Origin of the sequence: Acinetobacter sp. AOR34_HL, from assembly GCF_027854795.1 — a bacterium.
Classification (GTDB): Bacteria; Pseudomonadota; Gammaproteobacteria; order Pseudomonadales; family Moraxellaceae; genus Acinetobacter; species Acinetobacter junii.
On record NZ_JAKTID010000071.1, the window covers coordinates 1 to 17,011 of the forward strand.

The 17,011-nt window shown below is 39.0% G+C and carries 16 protein-coding genes and 2 pseudogenes; 5 read left to right on the plus strand and 13 right to left on the minus strand.

All coding sequences use genetic code 11. The features are described 5' to 3' along the window. The 3 genes and pseudogenes from MKL32_RS11925 to MKL32_RS11935 form a co-directional block, all read right to left on the minus strand. Positions 1-340, minus strand: a pseudogene (locus tag MKL32_RS11925) (transposase); the annotation flags it as partial. Positions 341-474: 134 nt separating this feature from the next. Then, a complete protein-coding gene (locus MKL32_RS11930) occupies positions 475-648 on the minus strand; it encodes a cbb3-type cytochrome oxidase assembly protein (RefSeq protein WP_146751479.1) in 174 nt (57 codons plus the stop codon). Positions 649-692: 44 nt separating this feature from the next. Beyond that, a complete protein-coding gene (locus MKL32_RS11935) occupies positions 693-1,511 on the minus strand; it encodes a hypothetical protein (RefSeq protein ID WP_212388885.1) in 819 nt (272 codons plus the stop codon). Positions 1,512-1,741: 230 nt separating this feature from the next. Here MKL32_RS11935 and MKL32_RS11940 point away from each other — a divergent pair, with 230 nt between their 5' ends. Further along, positions 1,742-3,154, plus strand: coding sequence for an aminotransferase-like domain-containing protein (locus MKL32_RS11940; RefSeq protein ID WP_270900590.1), 1,413 nt, complete (start codon positions 1,742-1,744; stop codon positions 3,152-3,154). On the opposite strand, the gene MKL32_RS11945 is transcribed toward MKL32_RS11940, so the two are convergent. Further along, positions 3,155-4,210, minus strand: a complete 1,056-nt coding sequence (locus tag MKL32_RS11945) for an AraC family transcriptional regulator (protein WP_270900591.1) — start codon at positions 4,208-4,210, stop codon at positions 3,155-3,157. A 117-nt stretch (positions 4,211-4,327) separates the two neighbouring features. Between MKL32_RS11945 and MKL32_RS11950 the strand changes: the two genes are divergently transcribed. Then, a complete protein-coding gene (locus MKL32_RS11950) occupies positions 4,328-5,044 on the plus strand; it encodes an enoyl-CoA hydratase/isomerase family protein (protein ID WP_233739384.1) in 717 nt (238 codons plus the stop codon). A gap of 37 nt (positions 5,045-5,081) precedes the next feature. Beyond that, entirely contained in the window at positions 5,082-5,909 is an 828-nt protein-coding gene (locus MKL32_RS11955) for an SDR family oxidoreductase (protein WP_233739386.1), read from the plus strand. Between the two features lie 64 nt (positions 5,910-5,973). On the opposite strand, the gene MKL32_RS11960 is transcribed toward MKL32_RS11955, so the two are convergent. The 9 genes and pseudogenes from MKL32_RS11960 to MKL32_RS12000 all read right to left on the minus strand — a co-directional run. Then, positions 5,974-7,245 (minus strand): Glu/Leu/Phe/Val family dehydrogenase, encoded by a 1,272-nt coding sequence (locus tag MKL32_RS11960; protein ID WP_004959222.1) that lies wholly within the window; start codon positions 7,243-7,245, stop codon positions 5,974-5,976. A gap of 49 nt (positions 7,246-7,294) precedes the next feature. Continuing rightward, positions 7,295-8,215 carry a formimidoylglutamase gene (hutG, locus tag MKL32_RS11965; protein ID WP_004959224.1) on the minus strand — a complete coding sequence of 307 codons (921 nt, stop codon included), beginning with the start codon at positions 8,213-8,215 and terminating at the stop codon, positions 7,295-7,297. Between the two features lie 30 nt (positions 8,216-8,245). Next, entirely contained in the window at positions 8,246-9,451 is a 1,206-nt protein-coding gene (hutI, locus tag MKL32_RS11970) for an imidazolonepropionase (RefSeq protein ID WP_004915009.1), read from the minus strand. A gap of 51 nt (positions 9,452-9,502) precedes the next feature. After that, complete coding sequence (locus MKL32_RS11975; RefSeq protein WP_270900592.1) at positions 9,503-10,915, minus strand: amino acid permease; 1,413 nt, start codon at positions 10,913-10,915, stop codon at positions 9,503-9,505. 64 nt (positions 10,916-10,979) lie between these two features. Continuing rightward, positions 10,980-12,518: a histidine ammonia-lyase gene (gene hutH / locus MKL32_RS11980; RefSeq protein WP_126132236.1), complete on the minus strand. Its 1,539-nt coding sequence runs from the start codon at positions 12,516-12,518 to the stop codon at positions 10,980-10,982. Positions 12,519-12,602: 84 nt separating this feature from the next. Continuing rightward, a complete protein-coding gene (hutU, locus tag MKL32_RS11985; RefSeq protein WP_126132245.1) occupies positions 12,603-14,270 on the minus strand; it encodes a urocanate hydratase in 1,668 nt (555 codons plus the stop codon). Positions 14,271-14,518: 248 nt separating this feature from the next. After that, a complete protein-coding gene (locus MKL32_RS11990; protein WP_151958439.1) occupies positions 14,519-15,100 on the minus strand; it encodes a HutD/Ves family protein in 582 nt (193 codons plus the stop codon). Continuing rightward, positions 15,097-15,849, minus strand: a complete 753-nt coding sequence (gene hutC, locus MKL32_RS11995; protein WP_126132238.1) for a histidine utilization repressor — start codon at positions 15,847-15,849, stop codon at positions 15,097-15,099. The genes MKL32_RS11990 and hutC overlap by 4 nt, the downstream gene beginning before the upstream one ends. 148 nt (positions 15,850-15,997) lie before the next feature. Further along, positions 15,998-16,408: pseudogene (locus MKL32_RS12000) on the minus strand (aromatic ring-hydroxylating dioxygenase subunit alpha); the annotation flags it as partial. An 88-nt stretch (positions 16,409-16,496) separates the two neighbouring features. Here MKL32_RS12000 and MKL32_RS12005 point away from each other — a divergent pair. After that, positions 16,497-16,904 carry an IS5/IS1182 family transposase gene (locus MKL32_RS12005; protein ID WP_019509710.1) on the plus strand — a complete coding sequence of 136 codons (408 nt, stop codon included), beginning with the start codon at positions 16,497-16,499 and terminating at the stop codon, positions 16,902-16,904. Beyond that, on the plus strand, positions 16,864-17,011 hold a 148-nt coding region (locus MKL32_RS16235), incomplete at its 3' end, for a transposase (protein ID WP_442866712.1). The genes MKL32_RS12005 and MKL32_RS16235, both read left to right, overlap by 41 nt.

The following is a 17,011-nucleotide window of genomic DNA, read 5'->3' on the forward strand; positions in this document are numbered from 1 at the left end:
CGACACATCGTTTTAATCTTAAATTGATGGCTGTACTCAAGGATAAACTGATACTTTACTCGGGCAGGCTTGCAAAGTACCTTGCGGCCTTTTTTAAGATATCTCGCTCTTCTTCAGTTTGCTTAAGCTGACTTTTAAGACGAAGGATCTCTTTCTTTGCTTCGAGTAGTTCATGTTCATCAGGGTTGTTGCGTAAAGGCTGTACGGCCTTTAGCCATTTATAAATGCTGTGCTGTGATACACCTAAACGTTCAGCCACATCAGTGACAGAATATCCACGTTCGGTAATCAATTTAACAGCTTCATCTTTAAATTCTGGGGTGTATCGTTGTCCACTCATAATGTTCTCTCCTATGCAAAAAGAATAGACGAAATTTGTCTAGGAGAGTGGTGGCAGTCCAAGAATAGACGATATTTGTCTAGGAGAGTGGTGGCAGTCCATATCTAACTAAAAGGTGTCTACAAAATTAGTGGCTATTCAGTTGATGAATGTGCTGGTTGAATCTTTTGAATATTCTGCTTCTGTTGTGACGGCATATAATCTGGTTGATTACTGACCGCAAGGAAGAAGAAAACTAAAAATAAGCAACCAAGTAAAATACTGATACCAACTGTTAAGTATGGAAACTTAGATTGTTGCTGAGACATATTGTCTACTCCTATTTAAATACAAGTATTCGGTTCTAAAATCTTTAAATCATGGATAAAGTTTTATAACTTGATCCATTTTGGATATGGGTCTGCATGTATTCGGCATAGACTGATAATTTTTCAAAAATATGTTCCGAATAGAACATGTCTTCAATCAAATGAGCTGCTTGTACTTCACTAAGTTGACTTATTTGTGCAATAAGTTTTGCGTTTAAAGATGAAAACAATGTACAAATATTTCGATGGAAATCATCTTTGTTTTTAAACAACAATTTCCGAGTATTTAACATTTCATCCTTTACAATACTTTCTTCATAAACTGTCTGAATGACACTAATCTTTACACTTAAGAAATCCTGCAACTGTTGAAGTTGCTGATGATTCATCGCTGATGATGTGATCAGAAAAATTTGCGAAATATCTGATCGACAGAGTGCTTTAACCAAGTTTCTAAATAGAAAGTCCTCTTGGTTTTTGGGTTGATCGACAACATCTACATAAACTTTCAGACTTTGCAGCAAATCTATGACATTCAACTTCACTCTTGTTTCTGCCTGATAATATTGATTTAATATCTTTAAAATCGAAGATGAATTGAGCGTGGTATAAATCACAGGCTGATTTAGATTGGCAAGCACAAACGGCGCAAATAAATATGCTAGATTTTGGTCATTCTCATAAATTTGAGTTTGCACAATGTAAGTCACTTTCTCTTTAGCAAAATTTCTTAAGACTTTTGCTCTTAATAAAGTCGCTTCAAGATTCACATATTCAAGTTGTAATTCTTCCTTAATCAGTGATGAAGGCATACTGTCTTCAAAAACTGCTGTCATCGCATTAAGTTCTTTGGTCACAAACATCGAATACGCCCTGTCAAATCGAAACATTCTTTAGAACCAAATAAACTCAAATTTTGTGTTTGGAGTTTTAATCGTTCATGGTGTTATTTTGAGCGTTACTTAAAGTATTGAATAGCTACAGAGCATGCTTAAAAAAATATAACAGATGATTCGGTTAGACTAAATCTGTTATAAAATCCTGATAGATTTTCTTTAAAATAAAAGCAGATATCATTAGGGCTGCAAACTTCATGTATAAGTCTGAACAGTTAGCACACAATCTAAAATTACTGATCGAAAATGGCACTTGGAAGGCACATAGCAAACTTCCATCTCTACGTGAACAAGTACAACGTTCAGGTTTTAGCTTGATCACAGTGATGAATGCTTACCAAGAATTAGAGGCACAAGGATTAATTTATTCAAAAGAAAAATCTGGTTATTTTGTTGCTGAGCAAGTATCGACCCAAATTCCACAAACACACTCAATTGTTGCATTGAATCCCAAAATTGAAATTAACTCTCTGGTATTTAAATATCTAAAATCGATTCAATCAAAACATATCAGTCCGCTAGGTTCGGCATTTCCTGATAGTCAGTTGCTCTATCCACCCAAGCTGATTCAAATCATGGGACAACTCTCCCGTAACCGACATAGTTACGACCAAACCACCAATCTTCCACCTGGGAATTTGGAACTTCGGAAACTGATCGCCCAACGTTATTGTATGCAAGGTATTCCAACCGATGCGGATGATATTGTTATCACCTCTGGAGGCTTGGAAGCACTCAATCTGTCTTTGCAAGCGATCACACAACCTGGTGATTATATTTTATTGCAGCAAACTATTTTTTATGGCGCTTGGCAGGCAGCCGAACGTTTAGGATTGAAAGTCATTACACTTCCTGAGCATCCACAGCATGGTTTTGATATTGAAGCTTTTGAACAAGTAATTAAGACGTATCCAATCAAAGTCTGCTGGTTTATGCTCAATGCACACAATCCAATTGGCTTTACAGTCAGCGATGAAATCAAATTTAAAATTGCTCAACTTTTGCATGAACATCAAATTCATTTAATTGAAGATGATGTCTATGAAGAATTGTTTTATGGCAGTCAGAAACCACTTCCAATGAAGTATTTTGATCAACAAAATTTGGTATTGCACTGCTCTTCTTTCTCGAAAACTTTAGGTTCTGGTTTTCGTATGGGCTGGGTCTATGCAGGTAAATTCTCAGAGCACATCCAACATTTACAACTGATGAGCACGATTTCTGCAAATGCACTCATCCAAAATGCCCTAGTTGAATTTTTAGCCCATCATCATTACGAAAAGCATTTAAGAACGCTTAGACGTTCATTAGAAAAGAATAAAAAACAATTTTTCCAATATCTAAAACAACATTTACCCGAAGGCTGCAAGGTATATAATTATCCAAGTGGTTATTTTCTTTGGATTCAATTGCCTCAAAAAGTCAGTAGCATGCAAATCTATGAACTACTGATTCAACAACAGATTGGTATAGCACCCAGTCCGCTATTTAATGTATTGCCTTCACATCAACACTTTATTCGAATGAATTGTTCTTTTGAATGGACTGCAAAAATTCAACATGCCGTGGATCAATTTATTCTAGCTACTAAGAAAGAAATCTCAATTTAACTAGATTTGGCTACGCTTTCGATATTGGCTTGGTGTTTCTCCAAAGGTCTTTTTAAAAGCACGGATAAAATTGGTCGCTTCTTCATAACCAACAATACTTGCAATATCTTGGATGCTATATTGTTTGTGTTGCAGCATTTTTTTAGCCTCCGTAAATCGCACATCAGCTACAATCTGTAAGAAAGTCGTCCCTTGCGCCTGTAAATGTCTTTTTAGAGTTCGTTCAGACATATTCAAACGTTCAGCAATCATGGGCAATGTGGGATAACCATTGCTTGAGTTATACAATAATTCTGAGCGGATACTTTTCTGTAAATCCCTTATATTTTCTTTAACTAACCGCCCTTTATCATTTTCACAATACAAAAGTGCCTGCTGAAAAGAAACTTGATCAGCATTTTTATTTTTGCAGTTAAGGAAGAATTTAGGAAAACGAAGCCCATTTCTTTTTTGACTAAAATGTATCTTAACTTTTGAAAGCTCAATACACTGGTAATCATTGCTTTCTTCCCAATCAAGAAAGACTTCACTCTGCTCAATCAGCTCTTTTGAAAATAAACTTAAAAAATGAATTGCACCAAAGATCAAACATTCGACTAGAAATGATCGTAATTGCGCTGATTGTTGCTCATCACCAAATCTAACAGGATGTACATCATCTAAATAAACATAGACAAAATCCTGATCAACAGTCCATTCAGGTGTGAAATTTTGAATCCGAGTACAGAAATATTGCTGACAGAGTGTCAAAGCAGTTTCAACATCAGCACAACTTAAAAATGCAAAGCCCAATGCCCCATGTGAAGTAGGACGAAGTTTGAGTCCATACTCAATGCCCAAACGATGATTACCTGTGAGTTGTAATGCATTCACTACCAGCTTAGACCACTGATGAGCACTCATTTTGGCATCAGCATGTTTCATAGCTGATAGAACCAACCCAGTATTATGTAAAACAGTTTGATTCTCGATGCCATAGGCTTCAGTAATTTCTAATAGTACATGAGCATAAGAAACTGAAATGTTTTCTTGAAACAGCCCAAAAGGATCACGCATAGTACATCCTGTGTCCTAAAATGATCATTAATATGGCATAGTCTACCCTATTGGGCGAGCAGTTTATTCTGAATAATCAGTCATAGAAAAATGAATAAACTTAGAGGAATTGCTTAAATGGCAAACCTACATCTCGATAAACAACAATCCATTTATGTGCTGACATTAATCAACGGCGATCAGGAAAATGCGCTCAACAAAGACGTTTTAGATGAATATATTTCAGTCTTTGATGAAATTGAAAACGATAAAAATAACGCGAGCCTGATTATTCGAAGTGATCATCACAAAACATTTTGTAATGGTTTAGATCTCGCATGGTTAATGCAACAATCTATCGAAGATAAAAAAGCATTTACTACTCAACTAGAAGATATGTTACTTCGCTTAGCATTATTGAATCTCCCTGTCATTGCTGAAATCAATGGCAATGCTTATGCAGGCGGTGCGATCTTAGCATCAGCTTGTGACTTTAGATTTATGCGGTCAGATAAAGGTCGATTCTGCTTTCCTGAAATAAAACTTACCATTCCTTTTACCGATATCATTGCAGAAATTGTCCAACTGCTACCAAATCAATATGCAACTTGGGAAATGTCGTTGACAGGCAAATCGATGACAGGCGTTGAATGTTTACAAGCTCAAGTAGTGAGCCAGATACATTCTGTTGAATCCTTACAGACTGAAACTTTACGATTTGCAGAAGATATGTCACAGAAACATCGCCTGACCTATGCCGTAATTAAACGTCAATTGCGCCATCGAATTGTCGAAATTGCCAAACAACGACAGTTGTATAATCCTGAAAAATTTGCACATCCTTTTATTCTTTAACTTAATTTTTAACATGAATTAGAAATAGGAAATTACAATGAAAACTATGCAAGGAAGAACTGTTTTTATCACAGGTGGAAGTCGTGGTATTGGTCGAGCAATTGCAATAAAGGCCGCCCAAGCAGGTGCTAATGTCGTGATTGCTGCGAAGACTGCTGTCGAAACACCTAAATTATCAGGCACGATATACAGCGTTGCAGAGGAAATTAATGCTGCGGGTGGCAAGGCACTTCCTCTCATTTTGGATGTACGAGATGAGCAACAAATTCATTCTGCTATACAACAAACAGTTGAAACCTTCGGCGGATTAAATGTGCTCATCAATAATGCAGGCGCAATCGCTCTCACTGGTGTTGAGTCAACTTCACTGAAGCAATATGACTTGATTCAAACTATTAATCACAGAGCGACATTTATCTGCGCCCAAGCAGCACTACCTTACTTAAAAAAATCTTCAAACCCACATATTTTGAGTTTGTCTCCACCAGTCAATATGTCACCGAAATGGTTAGGAATGCTTTCCCCCTATGCACTATCTAAATATGGAATGAGTATTCTCACACTAGGTATGGCGGAAGAGTTTCGGCAATATGGAATTTCTTGTAATACCTTATGGCCAGAAACTTATATTGCGACTGCTGCGGTTTCAAAAAATTTGGGAGAAGAAAATACCCTACAACTAAGTCGCAAACCCGAAATTATGGCAGATGCAGCTTATGCAATTTATACAACTAATCGTGGTGAACTCACAGGACAAAGTTTAACTGATGAGCAAGCTCTTGCAAGAATTGGGATCACTGAACTAGGCGGCTATGCTTGTATTGAAGGAAAGACAGAATTACAAAAAGATTTCTTTTTAGATTAACTTCTAAGACAAAAGCGACCTTAAAACTATGGTCTTAAGGTCGCTTATTGTTATTTCACCCGTATTAACCTGGGAAAATACCACGCTCTTTACGTGCTTTTAAGATACGCTCACAACCAAGAATAAATGCTGCGGTTCTTAGCGTACATACTTTCTCGTTGGCAGTATTCCAAACATCATGGATTGCTTGAATCATCAGCTTATCAAGACGTTCGTTAATCTCTTCTTCTGACCAGAAGTAGCTCGACATATCTTGAACCCATTCAAAGTAAGAAACCGTTACACCACCCGCATTACAGATAACGTCTGGGACAACCGTGATACCACGTTGAACTAGAATATCATCGGCTTCAGGATATGTTGGTCCGTTTGCACCTTCTAAAACCAACTTCGCAGTTAATTTTTGTGCACGTTCAACTGTGATTTGACCTTCTAAAGCTGCTGGAATCAAAATATCCATTTCCACATCCCAGAATGCTTCATCACTGATCGCTTGCGCACCAGCAAAACCGCCCACACCTTGATTTGTTTGAAGATAAACTTTTAACTCTTCAAGGTTAATACCTTCTGGATTATAAATCGTACCTGTATGGTCTTGAATAGTTACGACTTTAGATTTTGACTCAGCGAATAAATACGCTGCTTCACTACCTACGTTACCAAAACCTTGAACTGCGATTTTCGCACCATCTAAAGGTAATTTGATCTTCTCAGCAACTTGTTGACCTGTGATAAACACACCACGACCCGTTGCTTTGATACGACCTAATGAACCACCTAAATGTACAGGTTTACCAGTTACAACACCTGTCACAGTATGACCTTGGCCAGATGAATATGTATCCATGATCCAACCCATGACATTTGGGTTTGTACCCACATCAGGTGCTGGGATATCTTTTTGTGGTCCAATGATGTGACTAATTTCACTGGTATAACGACGTGTCAAACGTTCTAACTCACGAGGTGAAAGTTTACGCGGATCAACACGTACACCACCTTTTGCACCACCAAATGGAAGATTTAAAACCGCAGTTTTAATCGTCATCCACGCAGAAAGTGCCATCACTTCATTTAAGTCAACATCTGGATGGAAACGAATACCACCTTTACCTGGACCACGTGATAAATTGTGTTGAACACGATAGCCTTCAAAGTGCTGGATCGTACCGTCATCCATTACAATCGGCACATCCACAATCAAGGCACGCTTAGGGCGCTTCAATGTGTCGATGTAATCTTTTAAATGCTCTAAGTAAGGCGCAACGCGATCGATTTGTTCGAGGTAAGTTGACCATGGACCGTTATTTTGAGAGATATAAGATAAATTAGACATTGTCTATCCTTATAAAATGAAAATAGATGGGTCAGCTCACGCCAAGCCATCAGTCAAAAATGTAGTTAAAAATAATATAAGCGGCTAATTTGGCTGTTCGATTATCCAAATCAAACCGTGGATTGCATTCAGCCACATCGAAAACTCGCATTTTTCCAGATTTCTTTATGGCTTGAAACAATGGATCAAAGACCGAAAGATCAATTCCTTTGACCGCAGGTGCACTCACACCGGGAGCAATGCTGGCATTAAATACATCGAGGTCTACTGTAATGTATAACGCGTCAATTTTTTCTATAAAACCGTTAATTTTCGATATCAAATGGTCAATTTCTGAAAGCTGAAGTTGCTGATCGTATATATATTGACAGTTCAGGCGATCTGCCGTGTCAAACAAAGCTTTCGTGTTTGAATGCTTCGCGACACCGATGCACAAATAATGAAATTCTTTTTGATTCTGTTCTGATAATTTTGCAGCATTTAAAAATGGTGTACCTGAAGTCACCTGCTCTGCTTCACGCAAATCAAAGTGTGCATCAAAATTAATGATTCCAATTTTTTGCTGCGGCTCATGATGTTGGATGTATTGGAACAGTCCTGAAAAACTTCCAAAAGCAACCTCATGACCACCACCTAGAACAATCGGTTTCATTCCCTGTTGTAAACTTCGTTCAACTTGATCTGCTAACTCAGCTTGTGCCTTTTCTAGTTGACCTTGCTCACATACGACTGTACCAATATCAACAATTGATACAGATTGGTGTACAGGTAAATTTGCCAATTGTGCTCGAATCATATCAGGTGCATCCGCTGCCCCTAAACGACCTTTATTTCGTTTTACACCTTCATCCGAACCAAAACCAATTAAGGCAAATGAAGCATGTTGTCTGGTATTTACCACATGATGGATACGTCGATGTTCTTCACCATCGCCATCATGTCGTCCTTGCCATGTAAATGAATGATTCATATCAAATATCGCTAATTAAAACTGTTTGCACTACACACAAATTTCATTGCCATGCTGAATAATACGTTTAGGCAAATCTCCACCTAGCCAATACACAATCTCAGATGGATGTTCAATTTCCCAAGCAATAAAGTCAGCAACTTTGCCTACTTCTAGACTGCCATGTGAATCTTGTAGTCCCAAAGCATGTGCGGCATGAATAGTCACCCCTGCCAACGTTTGTTCAGGTGTTAAGCGAAATAAGGTACTTCCCATGTTCATCATCAAACGTAATGACAATGCTGGAGAAGTTCCAGGATTTAAGTCGCTCGACAAAGCAATACGAACACCATGTTTATGCAAACTCTCTAGTGGAGGAAGTTGCGTTTCCCTCAAGAAATAGAATGCACCGGGTAGTAACACTGCTACGGTTCCTGAAACCGCCATTGCTTTGACATCATCTTCAGTCATAAATTCCAAATGATCTGCAGACAATGCGTGGTAACGAGCAGCAAGACTAGAGCCACCGAGAGAAGACAGTTGTTCAGCATGCAATTTAACTGGGAGATTGAGTGCATGTGCTGTGTTAAATATATGTTCAACTTGTGTAGGTGAAAATGCTAAATACTCACAAAATGCATCGACCGCATCCACGAGTCCTTCTTGATGTAGTTTTGGCAACATTTCTGTACAAATATGATCAACATACGCATCACTTTGATCTTTATATTCAGGAGGTAAAGCGTGCGCTGCTAAGCATGTACTGCGTACAGTCATTGGCAAAATATTTGCAATTTGACGAATCACACGCAACATTTTACGTTCATTCAGATAGTCTAAACCGTATCCTGATTTAATCTCGATGGTGGTAACCCCATCTTTGAGTAAACAGCGAATACGTTTTAGTGCTGAAGCAAGTAACTCATCTTCGCTAGCTTCACGAGTTGCACGAACAGTACTGGCAATACCACCACCATTTGCCGCGATCTCAGCATAGCTAACGCCTTGCAAACGCTGCTCAAACTCAACACTACGATTGCCACCGAATACGCTATGGGTATGACAATCAATTAAACCGGGCGTTAACCATGATCCATTTAAATTAATGGTTTCAGTATAATTGTCATTTGGAATATCACTTTCACGACCAATCCAGTGAATGCAATTTCCAGATGTCACTAAAGCAGCATGTTCAATACTGTTGTATTTCCCATCCTGCATAGTAGCGATATGACAATTTTTCCAAAGCTTTTTCATTTTAGATCCTCTCTCTGTTCAAGAGCTATAAGCTCTTAAACAGTTAGGTTATTAGCTTTCCATTTTGAAATTTTGTGGTAAATCCTGATCAACCTTGATCGCATCTTGTTTTGGTTTAACCCAAATGTTGTATGCAATACACAGTAAAACCAACCATGTAATACCGACATATAATGCAGGTCTTGAGTCAGGGAAATAACCCATCATTGCCAAGATAAACAACATGAATGCAATCGCAAATGCAGGAGCATACGGCCAACCAATCACAGGGAAATCTAGTGCTTTAATCTGTTCTTTCGACATCTTACGACGCATCGCAACTTGTGAAAGTAAGATCATCAACCATACCCAAACCGTTGCAAATGTTGCGATTGATGCAATGATAAGGAATACATTTTCTGGAATTAAATAGTTGAGAAGCACACCGATAAGTAAGACTCCTGCCATAACCACGACTGTCATCCACGGCACACCATTTTTAGAGATTTTTTGAAACACTTGTGGTGCTTGTCCACGGCTCGACATACCAAACAACATACGTCCCGCACCAAATACATCACTATTAATCGCTGATACCGCTGCAGTGATGACGACAATATTCAAAATTGTTGCAGCCGATCCGATTCCTAGATTCTCAAAAATTTGTACAAATGGGCTACCTTGGCTACCTATTTGATTCCAAGGGAAAATCGACATCAAAACAAAAATGGTTAGCACATAAAATAATAAGATACGTACAGGAACAGCGTTGATTGCTTTAGGAATAGAGGTCTTTGGATCTTTAGATTCACCCGCAGTGATCCCAATAATTTCAATACCACCGAAAGCAAATACAACGACAGATAAACAAGCAATCAAACCCGCAATACCATTTGGCATAAAGCCTTCATGAATCCATAAGTTTTGAATACCTGTTGTGAAACCTGCTTGATCGGCATTGAAGCCATATATCATTAGCCCTAAGCCACCCAAAATCATGGCAACAATCGCGGTCACTTTTACGATTGAAAGCCAGAACTCTAGCTCGCCAAAAACTTTGACATGAATGAGGTTAATTGCACCTAAGAACATGATCAGTGACAGAATCCAAATCCATCGAGGAACATCTGGATACCAGAAGCCCATATAGATTCCAAAAGCAGTCACATCAGCCAGCGCAACAATGATCATTTCAAATACATAAGTCCAACCTGTGGTAAAACCTGCAAGTGGTCCAATGTACTGTGAAGCATAGTGACTGAAAGAGCCTGAAACTGGATTTTGAACAGCCATCTCGCCTAATGCACGCATCACGATATATATTACGATCCCTGCAACGATATATGCGAGCAAAACAGATGGACCTGCCATTTTAATGGCTGTTGCTGAACCGTAAAAAAGTCCCGTTCCTATCGCTGAACCTAATGCTAAGAAACGGATGTGGCGGGTGTTTAATCCCCGCTGTAAAGTGGAGTGTTGTGACATTATTATCTCCAATCCTTGAGGAAATATAGTTAGAGTCGGTCACTCCATGTGACCGTTATCTTGATTAAGCGTTTGATAGACTAGGCAAAAGATTTGGGAGGATGAGCTCATTCAAACAGCCACTAGCGAGTAATTCACTTGCCTGTTCAATATCAGGAGCGAAGAAACGATCTTCACTGTAGTAAGGCACTTGGTCGCGCAATACTTTTCGAGCACGTTCAAGTTTTGGAGAGCTTTTTAAACCTTCACGGAAATCAAGCCCCTGACATGCACCTAACCATTCCACTGCGAGAATGCCACGAACGTTATCTGCCATATACCACAAGCGTTTACCTGCATTTGGTGCCATAGAAACATGATCTTCTTGGTTTGCTGAAGTTGGCAAACTATCCACACTTGCAGGATGTGCTAAAGCTTTGTTATCACTTGCCAATGCTGCGGCAGTCACTTGAGCGATCATAAATCCAGAATTGACACCACCATTAGCGACTAAAAATGGTGGAAGTTGTGACATATGACGATCCATCATCATCGAGATACGGCGTTCAGATAGTGAGCCAATTTCTGCAATTGCCAGTGCCAAATTATCTGCCGCCATCGCCACAGGCTCAGCATGGAAATTACCACCTGAGATCACATCGCCTTCAGCTGCGAAAACCAGTGGATTATCTGATACTGCATTTGATTCAATTTCCAATACTTCAGCTGCCTGACGAATTTGAGTCAAACAGGCACCCATCACTTGCGGTTGGCAACGTAATGAATATGTGTCTTGAACTTTGCTACAATCTTCATGCGAATGTGCAATTTCACTTGAATCAGTGAGTAAGTCACGATAAGCCGCAGCGACATCTATTTGACCACGTTGACCACGCACCTCATGGATACGAGCATCAAATGGCGCACGTGAACCCAACATCGCTTCTACACTTAGACCACCACAAACAGTAGCAGCAGCAAATAAATCTTCTGCTTCAAATAAACCGCGCAGTGCATATGCTGTTGAAACTTGTGTACCATTTAACAGCGCCAAGCCTTCTTTAGCCGCTAGGGAAATTGGTTCTAAGCCAGCAACTTTCAATGCATCAACAGCTGAAAGCCACTCACCTTTATGGCGAGCTTTACCCTCACCTAATAACACTAAAGACATATGTGCTAATGGTGCTAAATCTCCAGATGCACCTACCGATCCTTTAAGTGGAATATGTGGATACACTTCAGCGTTGATCAGCGCAAGAATGGCATCAATCACTTTACGGCGAATACCTGAGAAACCACGTGCCAAGCTGTTTGCTTTGAGCAACATGATTAAACGAACCATCGCATCATCTAATGGTTCACCAACACCTGCTGCATGAGAAAGTACCAGTGAACGTTGTAATTTTTCTAAATCTTCAGGCGCAATTTTAGTTGAAGCGAGCAAGCCAAAACCAGTATTGATCCCGTAAGCGGTACGGCCTTCATTCACTATTTTTTCGACACATGCAACACTGGCATTAATGCCTGCTGATGCACTGTCATCAAGTTTGACTTTAATTGGATTGAGGTAGGCATGACGAAGATCTGCTAAGGTAAGTTTGCCGGGTTGAATTAAAAGTTCCATCGTTGGCGTCCTGTTTTGCATTCTATTGTTCGCTTACGATGCTGCTTACACAATTGCAAAAAGCATCGTAATGTTGTTATCTGTTTACTGCGTAATCATAGGCAAGTTCAAACCTTGCTCTTTAGCGCACTCGATCGCAATGTCATAGCCTGCGTCAGCATGACGCATCACTCCTGTTGCAGGATCATTGGTTAATACACGAGCAATACGTGCTGCCGCTTCATCTGTACCATCACATACAATCACAACACCTGAATGTTGAGAAAAGCCCATACCAACACCACCACCATGATGTAAAGAAACCCAAGTTGCACCACCTGCTGTATTCAAGAGCGCATTTAATAATGGCCAATCAGATACTGCATCTGAACCATCTTGCATTGCTTCTGTTTCACGATTCGGACTTGATACTGAACCTGAATCTAAATGGTCACGACCAATGACGATCGGAGCTGAAAGCTCACCACTGCGGACCATTTCATTAAAAGCTAAACCAAGTTTGGCACGTAGACCTAATCCCACCCAACAAATACGCGCTGGTAGACCTTGGAAGCTAATACGTTCACTTGCCATATCCAACCAACGATGCAAATGTTCATCATCAGGGATTAACTCTTTTACTTTTGCATCTGTTTTATAGATATCTTCTGGATCACCTGACAATGCAACCCAACGGAATGGACCTACGCCACGACAGAACAATGGACGAATATAAGCAGGTACGAAACCTGGGAAATCAAAAGCGTTCGCAACACCTTCTTCTTGTGCCATTTGACGAATGTTGTTGCCATAGTCAAATGTTGGCACACCCATTTTTTGGAAATCAAGCATCGCTTGAACATGCTTTGCCATAGATTGTTTAGCGGCTTTCACCACAACTTCTGGTTCAGTTTTAGCACGCTCACGGTATTCTTCCCATGTCCAACCCACTGGCAAATAACCATTAAGTGGATCATGTGCGCTAGTCTGATCAGTAACCATATCAGGACGTACACCACGACGAACTAATTCAGGTAAAATTTCAGCTGCGTTACCATGTAATGCAATCGAAACAGCTTTACCTTCTTTGGTGTATTTTTCAATACGCGCTAATGCATCATCCAAATCAGTCGCTTGTTCATCAACATAGCGTGTGCGTAAACGGAAATCGATACTGGTTTGTTGGCATTCGATATTCAATGAGCATGCACCAGCCAATGTTGCTGCTAATGGTTGAGCACCGCCCATACCACCTAAACCAGCAGTCAGTACCCAACGACCTTTTAAATCACCGTTGTAATGTTGACGACCTGCTTCAACAAAAGTTTCATATGTACCTTGTACAATGCCTTGGCTACCAATGTAGATCCAAGAACCTGCTGTCATTTGACCGTACATTGCCAAACCTTTTGCATCTAGCTCATTGAAGTGTTCCCAAGTCGCCCAATGAGGAACTAAGTTCGAGTTTGCAATCAAAACACGTGGCGCGTCTTTATGAGTTTTGAACACGCCAACAGGTTTACCTGATTGAACCAACAAGGTTTCATCAGCTTCTAAGTTTTTTAAAGTTTCAACAATTTTATCAAAGCATTCCCAGTTACGTGCAGCACGACCGATCCCACCATAAACAACGAGTTCTTTTGGATTTTCTGCCACATCAGGGTCAAGATTATTCATTAGCATGCGTAACGGCGCTTCAGTTAACCAACTTTTTGCATTCAGTTGTGTACCACGTGGTGCGCGAATTTCTACGTCACGAAATTTTGTTGTCATTGTAGTCACAATCGGACTCCTTCCTTTGAGATTTGAACCGCAAATTAAACTGTTTTTAACGTATAGCAATGTATTAACTTGTATATACATCTATATACTACACAAATCTTTTATCTTGAAAAGATGCATTTCATTCCATTTATGAAAATAAATTTTAAACATATGAAATAAATTGATTTATTTTTATTAAGACCATAAAAAACCCATACAACTAAAAATTGTATGGGTTTCAAAAAAGTGTTAATTATTTAAATTTTTGTGAGTCGAATCGCACAAACTTGTTTTTTATCCTGCTTACCAAAAGAAATACTTTTCAAGTAATCCCGATCTTTTATAATTAAACTTTCTTGATGTTCAAGATAGAAAATAGATTCATTTATTTTAATTTCTAAAGGTTCTAAACTTTGATTAAAAACAAAAAATAAATCAGCAGAACTCTTTAATTCAGAAGCAGCAGACTCGAACATCCATTCATAATCTGCATGAAATTTTTTAGCATCATATATCAGATTAAAGTCTCGAATCTTTCCATTGGGCAATTCACAACTAACCTGACTGTCTCCACTGAACTTTATCGATTCCAGATATTGTAAATGCTTCACTTGATGATCAATATTCAGCAAAATATCTTGACCTTCCAAAACCGTCAAATAGCGTTGCATACCATCAAATTTGGAAAGCGAACCAGACGTTTTGACGTCCGCCATGGAAATACGCCAATCAAATAACTCAAGGCTACTCCCTTCACTCCGAGCAAGTTCAATTGTATAGCCTGCACCATTTTTCCACAGCATGCATTTATAATCTGCTGAGCTTAGATGCTGAATCATTGCGTAAATTTACCTTCCAAATAATAACGACTGCCCGGATAAATCAAACGTGCACTTGAAATCAGTTGTTTATTTGACCATGTACGACGGCGAATCAATAGGCAGGGTTCTGTCTTATTAATCTTCAACCATTTACATTCTTGAGCCGATGCTAAAATCGCCGTAACCACATGCTCACCCTCAGTCACAGGTGCCTTTGACATCAAATAAGCATTTGGCGTAATCGCTGTAAAGTCTTGAGCTAAATAATCAGGTATCAACACTGGATCAACTAAACGATCTTCTATTTGTACAGGCACATCATTTTCATAATGCACAATAATCGAATGAAATAGCTTTTGCCCTTCACGCATCTGCATTAATACGCTTTGTTCTGTGTTGGCTTGAATTTGTTCCAACATCAATACTTCTGCACGATGTTTATGATTTCGAGCGATAATCTCTTCGGCAATATTATTCACATGAAATAAAGCTGTGCGTCCTTGTCCTTCTGCAACAAATGAACCTACACCTTGTATGCGTACTAGCAAGCCCTCACTGGTCAACTCGCGCAACGCACGATTAACTGTCATACGACTACAACCAAGCAAATTCACTAATTCACTCTCGGATGGAATCTTTTTATTGACTGTCCATGTGCCTTCATAGATTTTCTGCGAAATCATTTGTTTCACACGCAAGTACAAAGGTATAGGACTGTCTTCCCCGAGTGATAAATCCAAATCAGTTTGCTTGGACGTTCTTGACATTGACTAAAACTCATACACAATACTTTGAGCTATTGTATATAGATTACCGCCAATTTGTATATACAAGCTTATACAATTAAACGTCTAAAATTAAATTAATGTTGAATTTCATTTGCTTGGTTTTTCAAAATTCTAAACTTGTATAACCCTAAACTGTATAACGCTTACTCAACCCCCAATCTGCCAATATACGGCGATACATGGTCGAAGAACGATCCGCTTCAAAATGTGCTTCCATTGTAATATCTACAGGTAATTCTTCAGGTTTTTGAGACTCTACCATATCTTGATCCTCTGCAAAAATTTGTGCATTAAAGTCATAAACAGCTTGCAAATCCCCAGTGGTATCAAAGTTACGTGTCAGTGGTACAAACAATCGAGTTTTGTTATGCGAGATTGGGCAACAAGCATTTAAAATCTTTAACACACCATCATTCGGAAAATGAATCGTCAATACTGCTGAGAATGCTGGATAAACATCAAAAATCCGCTCCCAAAGAAAATCATCAGGCGCTAAATGTTGCATTCCATGCGGGTAATTACTGACGTTACTGACATATTAGACTTCTTGCAAAAATCAAAAAACGATCAACGTTTTGTTTGTTTTTTATCCAGATTAAAAAGTCATGTTCTACTATCATCAGTACATGAAATATGAAAAAGTAAAGATGCTATCAAATAGTCAGTTTAAACGACTGATTGGAATACAACCCTCAACCTTTTTAGAAATGCTTGAAGTATTAGAGTCAAGCCAAGTCAATACTCAACGAGGTAGACCTTCGAGTCTTTCACTTGAAGACCAACTGTTAATGACGCTAAGTTATTGGCGTGAATATCGCACGCTCTTTCATGTTGCTATGAGTTATGGAATCCACGAATCAACTGCGTCCAGAATTATTCATAAAATAGAAAATATTTTAATAAAATCTGATAAATTTCATTTACCTAAGAAACTACCGCATGGTGCAGGGATAGATTGGAATGTTGTTATTGTCGATGCAACTGAAATGACAATTGAGCGTCCCAAAAAAACAGAAAAGATTCTACAGCGGTAAGAAAAAACGACATACGATCAAAGCTCAACTCATCATTCATTATGAAACGATGCAGATTATTTCATTAGGTCTTACACATGGGAGTACACATGATTTCCAGTTGTTTA

Bases quoted from the DNA above. Each gene is read 5' to 3' on its own strand.
- MKL32_RS11930 (WP_146751479.1), bottom strand. From the start codon at position 648: ATGTCTCAGCAACAATCTAAGTTTCCATACTTAACAGTTGGTATCAGT.
- MKL32_RS11935 (WP_212388885.1), bottom strand. From the start codon at position 1,511: ATGTTTGTGACCAAAGAACTTAATGCGATGACAGCAGTTTTTGAAGAC.
- MKL32_RS11940 (WP_270900590.1), top strand. From the start codon at position 1,742: ATGTATAAGTCTGAACAGTTAGCACACAATCTAAAATTACTGATCGAA.
- MKL32_RS11945 (WP_270900591.1), bottom strand. From the start codon at position 4,210: ATGCGTGATCCTTTTGGGCTGTTTCAAGAAAACATTTCAGTTTCTTAT.
- MKL32_RS11950 (WP_233739384.1), top strand. From the start codon at position 4,328: ATGGCAAACCTACATCTCGATAAACAACAATCCATTTATGTGCTGACA.
- MKL32_RS11955 (WP_233739386.1), top strand. From the start codon at position 5,082: ATGAAAACTATGCAAGGAAGAACTGTTTTTATCACAGGTGGAAGTCGT.
- MKL32_RS11960 (WP_004959222.1), bottom strand. From the start codon at position 7,245: ATGTCTAATTTATCTTATATCTCTCAAAATAACGGTCCATGGTCAACT.
- hutG (WP_004959224.1), bottom strand. From the start codon at position 8,215: ATGAATCATTCATTTACATGGCAAGGACGACATGATGGCGATGGTGAA.
- hutI (WP_004915009.1), bottom strand. From the start codon at position 9,451: ATGAAAAAGCTTTGGAAAAATTGTCATATCGCTACTATGCAGGATGGG.
- MKL32_RS11975 (WP_270900592.1), bottom strand. From the start codon at position 10,915: ATGTCACAACACTCCACTTTACAGCGGGGATTAAACACCCGCCACATC.
- hutH (WP_126132236.1), bottom strand. From the start codon at position 12,518: ATGGAACTTTTAATTCAACCCGGCAAACTTACCTTAGCAGATCTTCGT.
- hutU (WP_126132245.1), bottom strand. From the start codon at position 14,270: ATGACAACAAAATTTCGTGACGTAGAAATTCGCGCACCACGTGGTACA.
- MKL32_RS11990 (WP_151958439.1), bottom strand. From the start codon at position 15,100: ATGATTCAGCATCTAAGCTCAGCAGATTATAAATGCATGCTGTGGAAA.
- hutC (WP_126132238.1), bottom strand. From the start codon at position 15,849: ATGTCAAGAACGTCCAAGCAAACTGATTTGGATTTATCACTCGGGGAA.
- MKL32_RS12005 (WP_019509710.1), top strand. From the start codon at position 16,497: ATGAAATATGAAAAAGTAAAGATGCTATCAAATAGTCAGTTTAAACGA.